Below are 17427 nucleotides of genomic sequence, written 5' to 3'. Positions count from 1 at the left end.
TATTTCTTATTTCAAATACTCTCCAACAAACCCACAATACTTCTCAATCACATACTCCACTTCCTCATCCGTCAGTTTTGTATGCAACGGCAATGTAATTTCATTCTCAAACTGCTTATAGGCATTTGGATAATCCTTAATATCAAATCCCCTCTTCTTATATGCGGTCATCATTGGAAGCGGTTTATAATGGACATTCGTTGCAATTCCGGCTTTAGCCATCTTTACGATAATCTCTTGGCGCTGTTCCAACCTTATCCCTGGCACTCTAGTGATATAAAGATGACCAGAAGACTGATGATCATCTGTATAATGTGGCAGCACAACGACACCAAGTTTCTTAAAAGCCGCATCATATCTCCCTATGATCTCCCGTCGTCTCTCCAGAATCTTCTCATATCTGGACATCTGTGCCAGACCGATTCCAGCCATAATATCTGTCATATTACACTTATACCACGGCCCTACGATGTCATATTCCCACGCACCAAGCTGTGTCTTCGCCAATGCATCTTTAGACTGTCCATGAAGGCTGTACAGTTGTGCCATATGGTACAGTTCTTCATCATTAATTCCCGGAATATTCCAAGTTAATGCTCCTCCTTCTGCTGTCGTCAGATTTTTTACGGCATGGAATGAGAAACTGCTCATATCAGCGATTTTCCCTACCATTTTCCCATGCCAGCTTGCGCCGAACGCATGAGCCGCATCAGAGCAAATCGCCACTCTACCAATAGCTTCCTGCACGGTATTTGCTGCTTTGAATAGGTACTTCTTATTCTCAACTATTGCAAAAATCCGATCATAGTCACATGGAATGCCGCCAAGGTCCACCGGAATAATTGCTTTCGTATTTTCTGTAATGGCATTCTCCACAGCATCATAATCCATCTCAAAAGCATCTGGCTGCGAATCTATCAAAACAAGCTTTGCTCCCACATGGAATACAACGGATGCCGATGCAGTATATGTATAGGCCGGCACTATCACCTCATCAGATGCGGTTCCACCATTCTCAGCACCTATCCCAAGAAGTCGGAGAGCCATTTCTGCACAGACAGTCTGGGAGTTTAAGCATACTGCTATATTTACGTGACAATAATCTGCAATCTGCCGTTCAAATTCTTTTGTTTTAGGTCCTGTAGTAATCCATCCGGACCTGATTGCATCTGCTGCACCTTCTACTTCCAACTCAGTCATGTCTGGCGGTGAAAATGATATTCTCATTATTATCGTCTTTCCTTTCTATGCGATGTTTTGTTTCACAGTAATTCATCAAGCCACTTACGTAGACCTATTTGCCCCATCATACATATGTTGCCTATACCTTCTGGTTCTTCTTGCATAAGTGGATCTTATAGGATTATGTGCGGTTTATTATTGTTAACCTTTCATAAATATTGAGTCAAACTTCTAAGTTCTACGCCAATATTTTGTTTTATACAAATCACTATCCTTCTAAAGTTATGCTACACAGAGTCATAATCCTCTTCCATCTCCATCATCGGCCACATATGCATAGGTCTTCAGATGGGTTATCTCTCTGCATTGCAGGATGCCAGCGTCTCCAATACTTCTATAGAACAGGATCTCTGCGGCCCTGTAATATACAGAACTTTCCGCTCTCCCCTCACCTGACGGCACATGGCCTCCGGGTTGATGATTATGCAGGTCAGCCTGATGTTTGACTCACTGTTCTTGGCATCATAGGGGCTCATGGTTACTGGCAAATCTTTAAAGCCCTCTCTGTACCTCTTATAGATATAGATAGCTTTCTTCTCCCACTGTAGACATCCAGTTTGTCCTGTAGGCTTCTGTTGTATATTCTAGTTCCGGCCCGTGCATGGTAGGGCTGGAGAGCCAGATCTTCTTTTCAAATGGCTGAATTTCTGTTATTTCTCTTTCTGCTAACATCTGCTTCTTCCTTATTTCTCCACAAAAATAAGAGCCTCCGCAAGGCTCTCATTTCAAACTTCTCTTTTTGATTTTCTTCTATCTCTTCCCCACAACTTCCAGCCCTACCTGCATCTCCACCGTTCTCCCGAACATTTCGATCTCCAGCCAGGCCTTCCGTTTGTGGCGGTCGATTTTCCTGATCAGTCCTTCATTTCCTTTCAGCGGGCCGTTGGTCACGGCCACTCTGTCATTTTCAATGATTCCCTCCGACATCCCGACAGTCTGTTCTTCGCCGCCAAGTCTCAGCAAGAAATTCACTTCCTCATCCGTCAGCGGGACGATTGTCTCTCCTGTCCCCAGCAGCTTTGTAAGTCCCATGATCCGCTTCAGTTCAAAGAACAGCTTCTCTTTCTCCTCACTGACCAGGAACACGTATCCCGGGAACAGTATCTTTAATTCTGTATGCCATTGTCCTCGATATTTCCGTTCCTGTTCATACCTTGGAATGAAACTTTTTTCTAATATGCTTTTATCAATGATATTTTCACACTGCCTCTGGATCTCCTCTTCTGTACCGGTTCTGACCTGGATCACATACCACATAGCAGTCCTTTCTGCTTTGCCTTCCTGATAAGAGGGTATGCTTCGCCATTCCGGCCTGCTGCAGCTTAACTTTTACGAAAGCTGCACGCCCGAATCTTTCACACACCCTATTACACTTATGCGTTTCCAACGCGGCAAAGCGACGATTGAAAATGCGATAAGATTTTTAGTTCAAATCCGGATGATACGTTGGCACGATTTCTGCCACGATCTCCTTGATCCTGCCGGACTCATTCCTGCTTTCTCTGTCCAGCAGTTCCAGTTTTTCCTTAAAATCTTCATCATCCATCACAATAGGTTTTCCGATGAAGATCAGTTCATTGTCTGTTTCCTGCATTCCCTCTTCATCCATCAGAAGCTCTTCATACAGCTTCTCCCCGGGCCGGAGCCCGGTATAGACGATGGGGATGTCTACATCTGGCGTGTAACCGGACAGCCGAATCAGGTTCCTGGCCATATCGTCGATCTTGACTGGCTCTCCCATGTCCAGCACGAAGATTTCTCCGCCTTTGGCATAGTAGGAGGCCTGCAGTACCAGAGACACCGCCTCTGGGATGGTCATGAAGTAGCGGATAATATTTTTATCGGTAACTGTCACCGGACCGCCCTCCGCGATCTGCTTCTTAAAAAGCGGGATCACGCTGCCGTTGCTGCCCAGCACGTTTCCGAATCGAACCGCCACAAAATCTGTCCCCGGCGACTGCCGGTTCATCATCTGTACTACCATCTCGCACAGGCGCTTGGATGCCCCCATGATATTGGTGGGATTCACCGCCTTGTCCGTAGAGATCAGTACAAACTTTTTCACCCCATATTTTGCAGCGGACCGGGCCACTTTATACGTGCCCTCTACATTGTTCTTGATTGCCTCATTAGGGCTGTCTTCCATCAGCGGCACATGCTTGTGGGCTGCCGCATGGTAGATGACGTCCGGCCGGTACTTCTCGATAATGCTGTTAACCCGGTTGGTGTTCCTTACGGAACCGATCAGCGTTTCCAGGTGAAGTCCCGGATATTTTTTCTTTAATTCCTGCTGGATCGCATAGGCATTATTTTCGTATATATCGAAAATGATCAGTATCCGCGGGCCTGCACCGGCAATCTGGCGGCACAGCTCGCTTCCGATAGAGCCTCCGCCGCCGGTCACCATGACCACCTTATCCTTCAGCACATCAAATATTTCCTGATTGTTGACCTTCACCTGGGCACGTCCCAGAAGGTCGGTAATCTCCACATCCCGAAGCCTGGTCACCTTGACCTCTCCATTCACCAGCTGCGCCACGCTGGGCACGGTCTGAAGCCTGCAGCTGGTTTCCTTACAGATATTCAGGATGTCTTTCCGGTTCTTTCCGGTGGTCGCCGGGATCGCATAGATGATCCGGTTGATTCTGTATTTTTCTACAGCTTCCAGGATGTCATTCCTGTCTCCCACGATCGGGATGCCCTCCAGCATCCGGCCCCATTTGTTAGGGTTGTCATCGATGACACAGCATACTCTGGCCGGATTGCCGCGGCTGCCGGTCAGTTCCTTGATGACTGCCTGCCCTGCCGATCCGCCGCCGATCACCATGATCCGGTCCTGCCCTTCGTCTTCGCCTTCCCGCTTCCTTACATAAAAGCGAAGGAACCGAAAGGAAAACCTTAATCCCGTAGTCAGCAGAAATGACAGGACATATCCCATGAAGTAATACGATCTGGGCATCTGAAGCTTCATGAAAAGCATGCCAAGTGTATAGGCCGGTATTAAGATGATATAAGCAACGATGCTCATCTGCAGTTCTGAAATGCTGGCCAGACGCCAGACACTGTGATACAGCCGGCACCCGTAAAACACTACGATCGTTATGGCGATCCAGTAGGGCATGGACCAGATATATCCTTCCACATATTCTCTGGGAATCCGGGAGAATATGAAATCAAACCGCAGGAGCAGCGCCATCAGATAGGCTGCCAGGATAATCAGTCCATCCAGAAAGGCGATCAGAAACGCTTTCTGTACCCAGGTCCACCCCGGATTTCGAATCCACTTATCCATGATGTTTCTTCAGCCTCTCTGCAATATTTCTTTTATTTCTTATAAAAAAGATCACCATCCCTGCAGCAACTGCACCGCCGGCCGCAATGACCGCCCGTTCCGGGTCAACGACTGCAGCGCTTGCCAGCGCCCATCCTATGTATCCCATACCATTTCCTCTTTTCCCTCATAACTTTGCATCTTAATTGCCGCTTAAGACCTGATCCATCCGTCTGGAGATATCCCCCACGATGGCCTCATCCGGCCACATCACATAGAGAAGCTGTGATCCCGACGAGAAGCATGCCTGGTTGTCTCCCGTACCGGTGGCCGCTGTAGATACTATCGTCCAGCCCGCACCGTCGGACAACTGCATATTGATGAATTTGGCCATCTCGTCCTGGGTCATATTGGTCTCCACACTGTCGCTGACCTGAGAAAGAATCTGGTTTGCGCTGGTCAGGATAGCCGGAGACATGGCTTTTTGCAGGATAGCCGTCAGCACTGCCTCCTGGTTCTTGCCTCTCTGGTTGTCTCCGCTCTCGAAGCTGTAACGCTCTCTTGAGAAAGCCAGTGCAGCTTTTCCGTCCAGATGGTTGGTGCCCTGGACAAAGTCATAGCCGCCGGCGCTGAAGGCATACTCCGAATTCACATCCACGCCTCCCAGCGCATCCACGATGGTGATCAGGGATGTGAAATTGACTCTCGCATAGTAGCTGATATCGATGCCGTAGAGCTGCTCCAGGGTGGCCATGGAGGCGTCCACCCCGTAGATTCCCGCATGGGTCAGCTTGTCCCTTTGTTCTCCGGAAATATTCGGGATCGTCACGTAATAGTCTCTCGGCGTGGTGGTCAGCAGGATCTTCTTGGTATTCGGGTTCACCGTCATGATAATGTTCACATCGCTCCGGCTGTTGGTGGTGATCGGTCCGGATACGTCGATACCGCTGATATATACGTTGAACGGCGCTTCCACACTGGTGTCTTCCTGCTGGATCTCCGTCTCGATACCGTACTGGTACAGGATCTTCACCTGATCTTTATAGTCTTCAATACTCTCCTCGATGATGCCGTCAAAGGCCTCGTTGTAGATGGCCGCCTCAATCTGGCCGGACAGCAGGCCGTTCGCCAGGTCTGTCACCGTGTCGTACTCGCTGAGTTTTAACTCCCTGCCCGCCACCGTCTGGACGTCGTCCAGCATTTTGTCGTTATTCTCCTGATCCACGCTGGTCTGATATCCGAAGCGGTAGTTTGCTGCATCCAGGATGCTTTCTGCCGGATCACTGGCCTTGACTACCACGATCATGTTATCGGTCTTATAGGTGGCGCCTCCCACATCCGCCATAGTCTGCTGGATCCGCAGGAAGTAGACGATACCCACCGTCAGTCCGATACTGATCAGGATACTGATAACCATACCGGCATATTTAACCTTGCTTTTCACATACTGCAGGCAGAAGGTGACTGCGAATAAAAGCAGCAGGCCTCCGCCCAGAAGCGCCAGATACAGTCCCGGAACCATGCCGCTGTTCCAGACAAGGATCAGCAGTCCCGCGGACAGGATCAGCTGCAGGATCGTGATCAGCTTTCCGGCCATATTTTTGTTCTTTTTCCGTTTATGATGATGTTCCATCTCTAATCTCCTCTACACGGTACGTTCAGTCGTTTCCTGTCTACTGTACCTTCAATGTAAAATTCTGGGGATCCGAAGTGTTTCCCGAACTGTCTGTCACGAAATACTGGATCGTATAGGTCCCTGGCACGTTGGTATCATAGGTTCCGTTGGCGCTGATCCGCTGATACAGAGAGTCTTTGGTATCCACATCGTCCACGGCGTCCTTGACCACACTCATGGGATCAAAGGCTGTCCCCACGGCGATCGTGGTTTCTGTCGCTGTCAGAGCCAGTGCAGGGCGGGCCCCGTCAGGCTGAAGCGTCTCTTCTTCCTTCGGCTCTGTCTGCGCTGCCTCCTCCTGGCCGGCAGCCTCTTCCTCTTCGCCTTCCGCTTCTTCCGCTTCCTCTGTCTGTTCTGCCACGGCCTCATCGCCGTTTTCTGACAGATGATACGTGATGGTCCGTCTGGCCGTCCCTACGTTGTGATGCTTATCCATGACGCCATAGTAGACGATCCCGGTATCTTCCCCGGTCTGGATGATCTTATCTACGAATACCTGGTCTGTCAGGTCGCCGTCTATGTTATCCTCTGCAGTTACACCTTCCAGCAGTTCCTCATAGTCTCCGCCTTCCGTATAACTGATTTCCGTATCTTCCACTGTAATCTCCGGCGCCTTCCGGTCCTGTCCGAGATAGACCAGCGCACCGGCCACTGCCAGTACGATGCAGCCCGCCGCCAGAGCCAGCATTACCAAACGCTGTTTCATCTTCTACTTCTCCCCGTATGATCCGTAGTATTTTCCATAATATTTCCCGTAATATTTGTTCTGCTTCATATCTACCTTATTCAGCACCACACCCAGGATGGGACAGCCTGCTTTTTCCAGCTGCTCTTTGACCGTCCGGGCAAATTTATAGCTGATGGTGGACGCTGCCACCACCAGGACAGAAGCGTCGCAGTGTCTTGCAACGATGGCCGCGTCGATGACACTTCCAAGGGGCGGCGCATCGATGATCACATAATCATAGGCTTTTCTCGCCCCGTCCAGCATAGCCTCAAACCGGTGATTTCCCAGAAGCTCTGAAGGATTTGGCGGCACCACGCCTGCCATGATTACGGACAGTCCCTGGATCTGGGTTTTACAGATCACGTCCTTTAATTCCACCTGGCCGGAAAGGAAATGGCTTAAACCATTCAGTTCCCCGATAATCTTATGGCGTCCCATCATTACCGATTTCCGGAGATCCGCATCAATGAACAGCACCCGCTTCTCCCCTTCCGCCAGGGAGGCCGCCAGGGCAAGGGATACGGTACTCTTTCCTTCGTTCGGCGTACAGCTGGTAAACACGATCACCTGTTTATCTGATCCCGAAAATTCAATATTCGTCCGGAGAGTCTTATAGGCTTCATTGCTCCGGTAATCTTTTGCCAGATTTTTTAATGTAATCTCCTGCATCTATGTATCTCCTTTATCCAACATCACTTATCGCTTCATATTGCGCATCATCTGCTTTTCCGGAAGTTTCTTTACCTTTTTCCCCTTTTTCATCCCCTCGCTGATCGGAATGGACGTCAGGGTATTTAAGCCCAGATAATGCTCCACATCGTCCGGTGTCTTGATCGTGTCGTCCAGGATAAAGATCAGAGTGATCACACCCATGGCAATGATCAGACCCAAAAGGGCGCCGATGGCAATGTTCCTGGGAATACTGGGCGATGAGGGGCTGGTAGGAAGGTTCCCCTCCTCCACCGTGTTAACCGCATCGGCATCCATGATCTCCGTGATCTGGATACTGACAGAGTCTCTTACCGCATCGGCGATTTCTTTGGCCTGTTTGGGATCTTCGCTCTGGACGCGGATACTTAAGATACGGGTTCCCTCCGGCGTCTCCACCGAGATCATGTCTTTTAACTGACCGGGTTCCATATCCAGGTTCAGGACTGCGATCACCTGCTCCAGTACCGGACGGCTTGTCACCAGCTGCATATAGTCCTGCGTCAGCTGTGTTCCCATCTGTAGGTCATTGTAGGTGATGCCTGCCGTGCTGTCGGAGCGGGTCAGCACATAGACCTTGGTCTCCGAGGTATACATGGGCGTCACCAGAAGATTGGTGCCCACAAAGGCGATCAGCGCCCCCAGCACTCCTGCCATCAGTATGATATGGAGCCTGGACCAAAGCGCCATAAAAAGCTCTGTCAGATCTATGGTAATTTCATCATTGTCAATTTCCTGATTCATCAGTCGTTCTTGATTCATCTTATTTCTTTTCCTTCCTCAGCATCATCTTGGCATTTTCATAGAATATCTTTCTTACATATTCCTCGCCGTACTTTTTCTTTACGTACTCCGCGGCCTTTTTCATCCGCGGCGCCCGGCTCCTGGCACTGTGGGCGTCGGTTCCCACGCAGAAGACCAGATCTTCGTCCATCAGATACCTGATGAATTTCCGGATCCTTCTGCCGCCGTCTCCGGTAATGCTTCCGGCATTGATCTGGAGCAGGATCCCCATGTCTCCCAGCTGTTCCGCCAGCTCCGGCTCATCGGTCAGGCACCTGTACCGTTCCGCGTGCGCCAGGATGACTTCGTATCCCGCCATCATAAGCTGCTGCAGGCTCTGTTTGATATAGGAAAACGGTTCAGACGGAGAGAACTCTACCAGCACGTAATTGCGCCGGTTCATGGTAAGGATCCGTCCCTCCTTCAGCTTCTCCAGCACATCCTGCCCAAAAAAAATTTCCGTTCCAAGATATATACGGAAATGTTCGTCGATCTCATGGGCAGACTTCCGCAAAAGAGCGGCCTTCTTCCTCAGCACTTCCGGCGATTCTTTTCCGCGTCTTGGATGGTGGTGGGGGGTCGCTATGATACAGCGGATGCCTTCGCTATATGCAATTTTCAGCATTTCTTCCATTTCTTTTATATCTTCTGCACCGTCGTCTACTCCTGGCAGTATGTGAACATGCATATCTATGAAATTGTCCAACACTTGTCCTCCTTGCATGTTTACTTCGGCACCGGCACTGATACAGAAAAGGGGTGGCGTCTTGCCCATTCGGGATCATCAGAGGACTTCTTTTCCCATTCATGATACAGTTCCAGAAATTCTCCATAGATATTCTTTTCTGCTTCCAGCCGGGCTTCCACGGCATTTTCAAAGTCGTCGTACATTCCCAGATAAATCCGCTTCCCGCGGAATCCGATGCTGACTCTGTATCTGCCATTTTTGCCCTGATATACTCCCCGGAAACCGCTTTTGTTATCTTTTCTCTTTTTGCGCTTTTCCAGGAATTCCACACAGGTCCCGTCTATATGATGGAGACGGTCCTGGATCTTGTCCTGATTCTCTTTTTTCAGGCAGCCGCAGCTTTTACATGTACCGTTTACCAGATTGGAAGCCGGCACCTCCGTCTGATTGCCGCAGTCGCACCTGCAGACCCAGTACACAACACCGTGGGAATCACGGCGGTCGGTAGGATACAGTGCGGTCAGCCTCCCGAAATGCTGCCCGGAAATGTCCATCTTCTTCCGGTTCCCTTCACGCCTGAGACAGCCGCAGCTTTTGACTTTTCCCGCCTTCAGATCTCTGGCCGCGACATCCTTTTCGTTGCCACAGTCACATCTGCACAGCCACCTGGTTCTATTGTTGCGGTTTTCAAGCTGTCTGATCACAGTCAGCCGGCCGAATCTTCTGCCGGTCAAGTCTTCTGCTGTTCTTCTTGATACTTTAGCCACAGCAATTTCCCCTTTACAACAAAATGTTAATTATGTTGTTGTATCAGGGCATAATTGTATAATTTTAATTGCAATTTATATCTAATGTAGACAATGGCTTCCATAGCTGCCAGGATTTTCTCTACATATCGCGGCTAAAGTTGCTTTACATCTGTTGACAATCATATTTCACTGATATAAACTATAGAAGGTAAAAAGAAAGATTCCTTTTAATAAAGAAGTTTTACTACATAATTAACATTATGTTGTTATTCTTCCAGGATTTCCATCCTGTCCAGGTTTCTTCGCCATTCGTTAATACTATCCGACGTATAGATCCGTGTCACCTCTACACTGCTGTGCCCCAGTATGTCTGCCAGGTTGATCAGATCTTTTGTCATTTTATAAAAAGTACGGGCAAATAAATGTCTCAGATTATGGGGAAATACCTTTTCAAGTCTGACTCCGGCCAGCTCGGAGATTTTCTTCATTTCCCTCCAGATGTTGGAACGGTTCTTTTCACGTCCGGTCCTGGTGCAGAAGATCATTCCGGAGCGGATCCTGTGTTTTCCTGCATAGGCCAGAAGCTTTTTTCTTAGAACTTCCGGCAGGATCACGATACGATATTTGCCTTTGTTCCATACCCGGATCATTCCGCTTTTTAGGTTTTCTACACGGAAAAATTTCAGTTCGCTTACCCGGATCCCGGTGGCGCACATGGTTTCCATGATCATGGCAATCTGCTCTTTTCCCTGACCGCGGGCCGTCCGCACAAGTCTTAAAAATTCCTCCCTTTCAAGCGTTTTATCCACATTCAGCATACCATTCCTCTGTGTCCGTATACGTTTCAGCCTGAGTCCGCCCTGCCCCTTGAATATTAAAAACTGGTTCAGCGCCACGATCATCGAATTTGCACTGCTGATGGCGTAATTCTCCACCAGCCACTGTTTATACTGGAGCAGCTTTTCTTTATCGACCTTCCTGCCTTTTCCCACGTATTCCATAAAATTTCTCACATCTCTGATGTACTTCTCCATTGTTGCCTGCGCATTTTCTCTCTCCTGCAGATAATACCTGAATTCTCTGATGTCTTTCTCTGAAAAATAAAATGTTGTATTCGTCATACTGCGCTTCCTCCTTTGTGATATTATGCCTCTACAAGTGGTTTTTCATAACCTGCTCCGCCTCATCTTTTGGCATATGAACTTTGTAGTATATCAGATAAATCTTAAATTCCCAGCAGGAAGTCCGCATTTTTTTACGAAAAAAAAGAAGCGTGCGCACCTGAGATTCTTCTCCAGTGCGTACGCTTCTGTCTATTCTTCTTTCCTTAAAAAGTAATTTCCATCTTAGTTCCTTTGCCTTCTTCGCTCTCCACATGGATCTGGGCATTGTGCATGATCGCTCCATGCTTTACAATGGAAAGGCCAAGGCCGGTTCCCCCGGTCTCCTTTGAATGGCTTTTGTCTACCCGGTAGAATCTCTCAAAGATCCGTTCCTGCTGATCTTCGGGGATCCCGATTCCGGTATCGCTGACGATCACTTTCTTTCCTTTCAGGGTAGCTCCTACCCAGACACTGACCGATCCGCCTTTTTTATTATATTTGACTGCATTTTCACAGATATTATAGATCATCTCATCCAGGATCTGCCGCACGCCATGATAGATCACATTTTCACCAGTAACCTCTAAATGGACATTCCGGCTTTCTGCCTGAGGCGCCAGACGGCTTACGATCTCCCTGGTCAGCTCATAGAGATCCACATCCTCTTTTTCCACCTCGATCGCGCCCTCGTCCAGCTTGGAAAGCTTGATAATATCTTCTACCAGCGTGATCAGCCGGCTTGCTTCATTATAAATGCGTTCAGAGAACACCTTCATATCCTCCGGCTTTACAAGGCCGTTTTTCATAATCTCTGCATAACCGGATATAGAGGTCAGCGGTGTCTTCAGCTCATGGGAGACATTGGCCGAAAACTCTTTGCGCATATCCGCGATCGCATCTTTTTGTTTGTTTTGTTCATCAATACGTTTCAGCAATGGTGTTAATTCCTCGTACATCTCATTTTCCAAAGGGACATTTAAGTCTAACTCATTGATGGGTCGTATCATCTTTGCCACCTGGTTCCGGGACAGGGCCGTCGCCAGCAGAAGCATCACTACGGCAATCACACCCATTCCGGGCAGAACGTTAAGCGCCGTCCGGAAAGCCGTATCCATGGTCTTTGATACCCGAAGGATCGTTCCGTCCGAGAGCCGGATCGCATAGTAAAACATTTCCTCATTCAGGGTATCCGACCGCCTGACATTACTTCCCCGCCCATTTTTCAGCGCTTCCTTCACTTCCGGGCGGTCCGCGTGATTCTCCATCTCCGTCTCTTCATCCTGTCCGGAGTCATACAGAACCTCGCCGTCCTCCGTGATCCAGGTAACCCTGGTGTTTTCACGGACTGCATCCATTTCTTCCAGGTAGGAAGGGCCGGATATCTCAATCGCTGTACAGATGTAGTCCGCTTCCTGACGCACCTCGTCCTCCATGACTCTCACCGTCTGCCGGTATACCACAAAGGTCGTCATTGCATAGGCGATCACCAGCGTTGCTGCAATGATCAAGATCATATTTTTCTGAATCGTTGTTTTCAGCCTCATCCACAGTGCTCCTACTCACTCATCCTGTATCCGACGCCGCGGACTGTTTCAATCTTTTCGCCGCAGGGCCCAAGCTTCTGCCTTAAGGTCCGGACATGTACATCCACGGTACGGGTCTCTCCGTCGAAGTCATAACCCCAGATATCTTCCAGCAGACAGTCTCTGGTCATGACAATATTCGGATTTTTCATCAGCCGCTTCAGAAGTTCATATTCCTTCAATGTCAGATTCACCACTTCTCCTGCCGCTGTTACCTCGTGTTTTTTTGTGTTGATCTCAATCTCGCCGACTGCAATGATATCCTGAGGCTCCTGGGCATCTTTCCTGGTACGCCTGAGCACCGCCTTGATCCTTGAGACCAGCTCCATCATTCCAAAGGGCTTCGTCACATAATCATCCGCCCCCAGGTCCAGTCCTTTGACTTTATCGTATTCCGCACCCTTGGCCGTAACCATGATCACCGGTATTTCCCGGGTCTTGGGAGACGCCTTTAATTTTTTCAAAAGTTCCAGCCCGTCATCACCCGGAAGCATGATGTCCATCAGCACCAGCTCCGGGGTTTCCAGTGCCAGCGCTTCCAGGAATTCTCTTCCATCTTCAAAACCACGCGCTTTAAAGCCCGTGGTTTCAAGCGTGTATACGACGAGTTCCCGGATATTGCTGTCATCTTCTACACAAAATATCATGCTGTATCTCCTTAATTATTTAAATCTGGCTGTCTTTATGGATGCCAGTGATCGAAAACTCTACCCACTCTGCAATATTGGTGGCATGGTCTCCGATACGCTCCAGATATTTGGCAACCATGATCAGATCGATCGCTTCTTTTCCCTGATCACCTTTGTTGTCTGCAATCGCATCGATCAGTTCCTTTTTCGTCTCTTCAAACATGATGTCTACAGCATCATCTGCTTCCATCACACGTCTGCACAGCTCCAGATCCTTATTTACATAGGAAGTAACACTGTCGCGGACCATTTTTGCCGCTGCTTCTGACATACTTCCGATCTTCTTAAGATCCGTTACCTGAGACTTCTTTTCGGAAATGATGATCTCTGCAATATCGCTGGCCTGGTCACCGATACGTTCCATATCCGTGATCATCTTAAGAGCAGCGGAAATCTGTCTTAAATCTCTTGCTACCGGCTGCTGCTGCAGGAGCAGTTTCAGGCACAGACGCTCAATATCCTTTTCCATCTGATCGATTTCCTGATCTGCATCGATCACATTTTTTGCTTCCTCAATGCTGCCGTTCTGCAGTGCCTTCGTTGCACGGTTGATGGCCAGTTCGCACAATTCTCCCATGTGGATCAGCTGTTCATTCAGCATGCCAAGCTGCATATCAAATTTATTACGCATAATTTAACCGAACCTCCCTGTGATATAGTCTTCTGTTCTCTTGTCTGACGGTATTGAGAATAGTTTTTCCGTATCATTGTACTCTACGACTTCACCCAGCAGGAAAAATGCGGTATTGTCAGAAACACGGACTGCCTGCTGCATGTTATGTGTTACCATGACAATAGTATAGTCCTTTTTCAGTTCCATCGCAAGGTCTTCGATCTTGGAGGTGGAAATCGGATCCAGAGCGCTGGTGGGCTCATCCATCAGAAGAACCTCCGGCTGTACTGCAAGGGCTCTGGCGATACACAGTCTCTGCTGCTGTCCGCCGGACATGCCAAGAGCGCTTTTTTTCAGGCGGTCTTTACATTCATCCCAGATCGCCGCATCGCGCAGGGATTTTTCCACGATATCATCCAGCTTCGCCTTGGAATGGATTCCATGGGTCCTGGGACCATATGCGATGTTATCGTAAATGCTCATCGGGAACGGATTTGGTTTCTGGAACACCATTCCCACTCTTTTTCTTAATACGTTTACATCAATATCTTTGAAAATATTCTTTCCGTCAAGGAGGATCTCGCCCTCAATGCGGCAGCCTTCCACCAGGTCATTCATACGGTTGATGGATTTTAACAGTGTGGACTTTCCACATCCGGAAGGCCCGATAAATGCTGTGATTTTATGTTCTTCGATCTCCAGATTTACATCTTTGAGCGCTTTAAAATCGCTGTAGTAAAGATCCAGATTCTTAATGCTTAATTTTGACATTGTTATCCCTCTCTACGCTTTCGTTAATCTCTTCGCTACTACGCCGGACAGCGTATTAATGCCAACCACCAGTACCAGCAGGATGACCGCGGTTGCATATGCCTGATCCATGTACAGACCTTCACTTGCAAGGTTATACATATGTACCGCAAGGGTACGTCCGGAACTCATGACGCTGCTTGGTATATCGGCAACCGTTCCGGCGGTGTAGATCAGCGCTGCTGTCTCGCCGACGATACGCCCGATAGCCAGGATGACGCCGGCCAGGATACCCGGAACCGCTGACGGCAGTACGATACGGAATACCGTACGGAGCTTTCCTGCTCCCAGTCCGAAGCTTCCTTCCCGGTAGGAATCCGGCACAGCCTTTAATGCTTCCTCTGTACTCCGCATGATCAGCGGCAGCACCATGATGGACAGGGTAAACGCACCTGCCAGGATGGAAAAGCCCCACCCACAGGTAGTAACGAAGAACAACATTCCGAACAGACCGTATACGATGGACGGAATTCCCTGCAGTGTCTCCGTTGTAAGACGAATCACTTCTACGAATTTGTTGCCGCGTTTTGCATATTCCACCAGAAAGATGGCGGAAAAGATTCCAAACGGAACCGCGATCAAAAGCGACAGTGCTGTCATGATGACCGTGTTGATCAGCGCCGGCATCAAAGATGCATTCTCAGAGGAGTATTCCAGCGAAAACAAAGACGGCTGAAGGTACGGTACACCGTTGACCAGGATATATGCGATCAAAAAGATCAACACCGCAAAAGTAATAACTGCGGCCAGCATAACCAGGAGCATGACGACCATGGATCCCGGAGTTCTTGTATAACTTTTTAACTTCTGCCCAAGGGTCACTTCATTGACGCCTTTCGCTTGTGTGCTACTGCTTTTACTACTCACGGCTGTCCCTCCTGTTTAATAATGCTACGCAGAAATTGATGATCAGGATAAACACGAACAGTACCACGCCGGTGGCAATCAGAGCTTCCCTGTGAAGGTCTGTCGCATATCCCATCTCAATAACGATATTTGCTGTTAATGTACGGATTCCGCGGAAAATACCCTGCGGCATTCTTGCCTGGTTTCCGGCTACCATGATTACCGCCATGGTCTCTCCGATGGCACGTCCCACACCCAGAACGATCGCCGCAATAGTTCCGGATTTTGCCGCCGGAAGAACTACACGGAAAATAGCTCTTTCGTGAGTTGCTCCCAATGCCACGGCTCCTTCATAATACTGGGTCGGCACTGCGCGGAGAGATGATTCTGTAAGACCGATAATGGTTGGCAGAATCATCATACCCAGAAGTAAAGAAGCTGTCAGCATACTGCTTCCGTTTCCGCCGAATCCCAGGTCTCTTCCCAGCTGACGGATGATAGGCACCAGTACTACCAGGCCGAAGAAACCGTATACAACTGACGGAATCCCTGCCAGAAGCTCCGTTGCTGTTTTTAGTGGTTTATAAATCTGTTTCGGACAATAAAAAGCCATGAATACCGCAGTCAGGATTCCGATCGGAACACCGACAATGATTGCTCCGGCTGTTACATAAAGGCTTCCAACGATCATCGGGAAAATTCCGTAAATGTCATTGTTAGGTTTCCACATTTTTCCCGTCAGGAAGTCTAAGAATCCGATTTCTGACATTGCGGGGATACCATTTGCAAATAAGAACACACAAATGAGAGCTACCGCCAGCACCGAAGCGCAGGCGGCAATGAAGAACACTCCCCGCATGAATTTTTCAGTCCATGCTTTTGATTTCATATTACTCTACTACCTCATCCCATGTAAGAGCTTCGCCCGTATAGATAGATTTTACCTGATCGCTTGTCAGTTCATCTGTCGGGTTGTTGTTGTTTACGACTACTGCAATACCATCAGTTGCGATAACCTGTGCCTCAAGACCTGCAGAAAGCTCATCTTCTTTTACTTCTCTGGAAGCCATACCGATGTCATATGCACCGCTGATTGCAGATTCCATACCTGTGGTAGAGTCTGTTGTCTGAAGTTCGATCTCTGCATCCGGATTTACCTCAGCATATGCCTCGATCAGCTTTTCCATAACAGGAGATACGGAAGAGGATCCGCCGACTACAACCTTGCCTGCCGGAGCATCTCCTGCATATGCTTCTGCCCCATCAAGCGGAATATAGCCTTCTTCAGCTACCACATCCTGGCCTTCCTGGCTCATGATGAATGAGATAAAGTCTTCTGCTGTCGGGTTGTTCATATCTGTTTTTGTTGCGATGTTGAACGGACGGGATACTTTGTAATCTCCGCTCTTGATATTCTCTGCTGTAGCTTCTGCCCCGTCAATCTTCAGAGCTTTTACGCTGTCATCCAGAGATCCAAGAGAGACATATCCGATTGCGTAATCATCACCAGCTACTGTAGTAAGCATTACAGAAGTGCTGTTTGTAATCTGTGCTTCTTCTGTGGTCATATCAACCTTCTCGCCGTCTACTTCTTCTTCAATTCCGAACAGCTCAATGAAAGCTCCTCTGGTTCCGGATCCATCCTCACGGGATACGATGGTGATGTCCATGGAAGAATCCCAGTCGCTGCTTCCTTCTGCTGCTGCATCTCCTCCCTCAGCAGATGTGTCTTCGGAAGATCCGCCACATCCTACTGCAAGACTTGCAACCATTCCTACTGTTGCCATAACTGCAATAAACTTTTTCAATTTCATAATTCTTAATCTCCTTTGTTTCAGAATTTTTTGTTAGCTTCTTCACAAGGGATACTATACTGATGGAATGTTAAATCTGAAACAGGGCGAATGTTAAATCTATGTAAAATCGCAAATGGGGACGTA

20 protein-coding genes are annotated in these 17427 nt (G+C 48.5%); all 20 read right to left on the bottom strand.

Annotation, left to right across the window (positions count from 1 at the left end):
* Nucleotides 1-6: 6 nt before the first annotated feature.
* The 20 genes from BKD12_RS15515 to BKD12_RS15430 all read right to left on the bottom strand — a co-directional run bounded on the left by BKD12_RS15515 (nucleotide 7) and on the right by BKD12_RS15430 (nucleotide 17301).
* Entirely contained in the window at nucleotides 7-1227 is a 1221-nt protein-coding gene (locus tag BKD12_RS15515) for a DegT/DnrJ/EryC1/StrS family aminotransferase (RefSeq protein WP_070090260.1), read from the bottom strand.
* Between the two features lie 308 nt (nucleotides 1228-1535).
* Nucleotides 1536-1718 carry a hypothetical protein gene (locus BKD12_RS15510; protein ID WP_070090259.1) on the bottom strand — a complete coding sequence of 61 codons (183 nt, stop codon included), beginning with the start codon at nucleotides 1716-1718 and terminating at the stop codon, nucleotides 1536-1538.
* A 37-nt stretch (nucleotides 1719-1755) separates the two neighbouring features.
* A complete protein-coding gene (locus tag BKD12_RS17035) occupies nucleotides 1756-1914 on the bottom strand; it encodes a hypothetical protein (protein ID WP_176730990.1) in 159 nt (52 codons plus the stop codon).
* 78 nt (nucleotides 1915-1992) lie between these two features.
* On the bottom strand, nucleotides 1993-2499 hold the full coding sequence (gene loaP / locus BKD12_RS15505; protein ID WP_070090258.1) for an antiterminator LoaP: 507 nt from the start codon (nucleotides 2497-2499) through the stop codon (nucleotides 1993-1995).
* A gap of 166 nt (nucleotides 2500-2665) precedes the next feature.
* Nucleotides 2666-4534, bottom strand: a complete 1869-nt coding sequence (locus BKD12_RS15500) for a polysaccharide biosynthesis protein (protein WP_070090257.1) — start codon at nucleotides 4532-4534, stop codon at nucleotides 2666-2668.
* Nucleotides 4527-4682: a hypothetical protein gene (locus tag BKD12_RS17030; protein WP_176730989.1), complete on the bottom strand. Its 156-nt coding sequence runs from the start codon at nucleotides 4680-4682 to the stop codon at nucleotides 4527-4529. The genes BKD12_RS15500 and BKD12_RS17030 overlap by 8 nt, the downstream gene beginning before the upstream one ends.
* A 33-nt stretch (nucleotides 4683-4715) precedes the next feature.
* On the bottom strand, nucleotides 4716-6146 hold the full coding sequence (locus BKD12_RS15495) for an LCP family protein (protein WP_242872786.1): 1431 nt from the start codon (nucleotides 6144-6146) through the stop codon (nucleotides 4716-4718).
* Nucleotides 6147-6186: 40 nt separating this feature from the next.
* Nucleotides 6187-6894, bottom strand: coding sequence for an immunoglobulin-like domain-containing protein (locus BKD12_RS15490; protein ID WP_070090256.1), 708 nt, complete (start codon nucleotides 6892-6894; stop codon nucleotides 6187-6189).
* Nucleotides 6895-6897: 3 nt separating this feature from the next.
* Nucleotides 6898-7584 (bottom strand): polysaccharide biosynthesis tyrosine autokinase, encoded by a 687-nt coding sequence (locus tag BKD12_RS15485; RefSeq protein ID WP_070090255.1) that lies wholly within the window; start codon nucleotides 7582-7584, stop codon nucleotides 6898-6900.
* A gap of 27 nt (nucleotides 7585-7611) precedes the next feature.
* Complete coding sequence (locus BKD12_RS15480; RefSeq protein ID WP_083262995.1) at nucleotides 7612-8385, bottom strand: YveK family protein; 774 nt, start codon at nucleotides 8383-8385, stop codon at nucleotides 7612-7614.
* A gap of 1 nt (nucleotide 8386) precedes the next feature.
* Nucleotides 8387-9112: a CpsB/CapC family capsule biosynthesis tyrosine phosphatase gene (locus BKD12_RS15475; RefSeq protein ID WP_094078766.1), complete on the bottom strand. Its 726-nt coding sequence runs from the start codon at nucleotides 9110-9112 to the stop codon at nucleotides 8387-8389.
* A gap of 20 nt (nucleotides 9113-9132) precedes the next feature.
* A complete protein-coding gene (locus tag BKD12_RS15470; protein WP_242872785.1) occupies nucleotides 9133-9861 on the bottom strand; it encodes an AP2/ERF family transcription factor in 729 nt (242 codons plus the stop codon).
* Between the two features lie 248 nt (nucleotides 9862-10109).
* A complete protein-coding gene (locus BKD12_RS15465) occupies nucleotides 10110-10964 on the bottom strand; it encodes a tyrosine-type recombinase/integrase (RefSeq protein WP_070090253.1) in 855 nt (284 codons plus the stop codon).
* Nucleotides 10965-11170: 206 nt separating this feature from the next.
* Nucleotides 11171-12484, bottom strand: a complete 1314-nt coding sequence (locus BKD12_RS15460; RefSeq protein ID WP_083263002.1) for a sensor histidine kinase — start codon at nucleotides 12482-12484, stop codon at nucleotides 11171-11173.
* 17 nt (nucleotides 12485-12501) lie between these two features.
* Nucleotides 12502-13176, bottom strand: a complete 675-nt coding sequence (locus BKD12_RS15455) for a response regulator (RefSeq protein WP_070090251.1) — start codon at nucleotides 13174-13176, stop codon at nucleotides 12502-12504.
* Between the two features lie 19 nt (nucleotides 13177-13195).
* Entirely contained in the window at nucleotides 13196-13849 is a 654-nt protein-coding gene (gene phoU / locus BKD12_RS15450) for a phosphate signaling complex protein PhoU (protein ID WP_070090250.1), read from the bottom strand.
* 3 nt (nucleotides 13850-13852) lie between these two features.
* Nucleotides 13853-14602, bottom strand: a complete 750-nt coding sequence (pstB, locus tag BKD12_RS15445) for a phosphate ABC transporter ATP-binding protein PstB (protein WP_070090249.1) — start codon at nucleotides 14600-14602, stop codon at nucleotides 13853-13855.
* Nucleotides 14603-14614: 12 nt separating this feature from the next.
* Nucleotides 14615-15415 carry a phosphate ABC transporter permease PstA gene (gene pstA, locus BKD12_RS15440; RefSeq protein WP_070090287.1) on the bottom strand — a complete coding sequence of 267 codons (801 nt, stop codon included), beginning with the start codon at nucleotides 15413-15415 and terminating at the stop codon, nucleotides 14615-14617.
* 85 nt (nucleotides 15416-15500) lie between these two features.
* A complete protein-coding gene (gene pstC / locus BKD12_RS15435; protein ID WP_070090248.1) occupies nucleotides 15501-16376 on the bottom strand; it encodes a phosphate ABC transporter permease subunit PstC in 876 nt (291 codons plus the stop codon).
* Between the two features lies 1 nt (nucleotide 16377).
* Complete coding sequence (locus BKD12_RS15430; RefSeq protein WP_070090247.1) at nucleotides 16378-17301, bottom strand: substrate-binding domain-containing protein; 924 nt, start codon at nucleotides 17299-17301, stop codon at nucleotides 16378-16380.
* Nucleotides 17302-17427: the final 126 nt, after the last annotated feature.

Origin of the sequence: Merdimonas faecis (assembly GCF_001754075.1) — a bacterium.
Classification (GTDB): domain Bacteria; phylum Bacillota; class Clostridia; order Lachnospirales; family Lachnospiraceae; genus Merdimonas; species Merdimonas faecis.
This window is presented reverse-complemented; position numbering and strand designations above follow the sequence as displayed.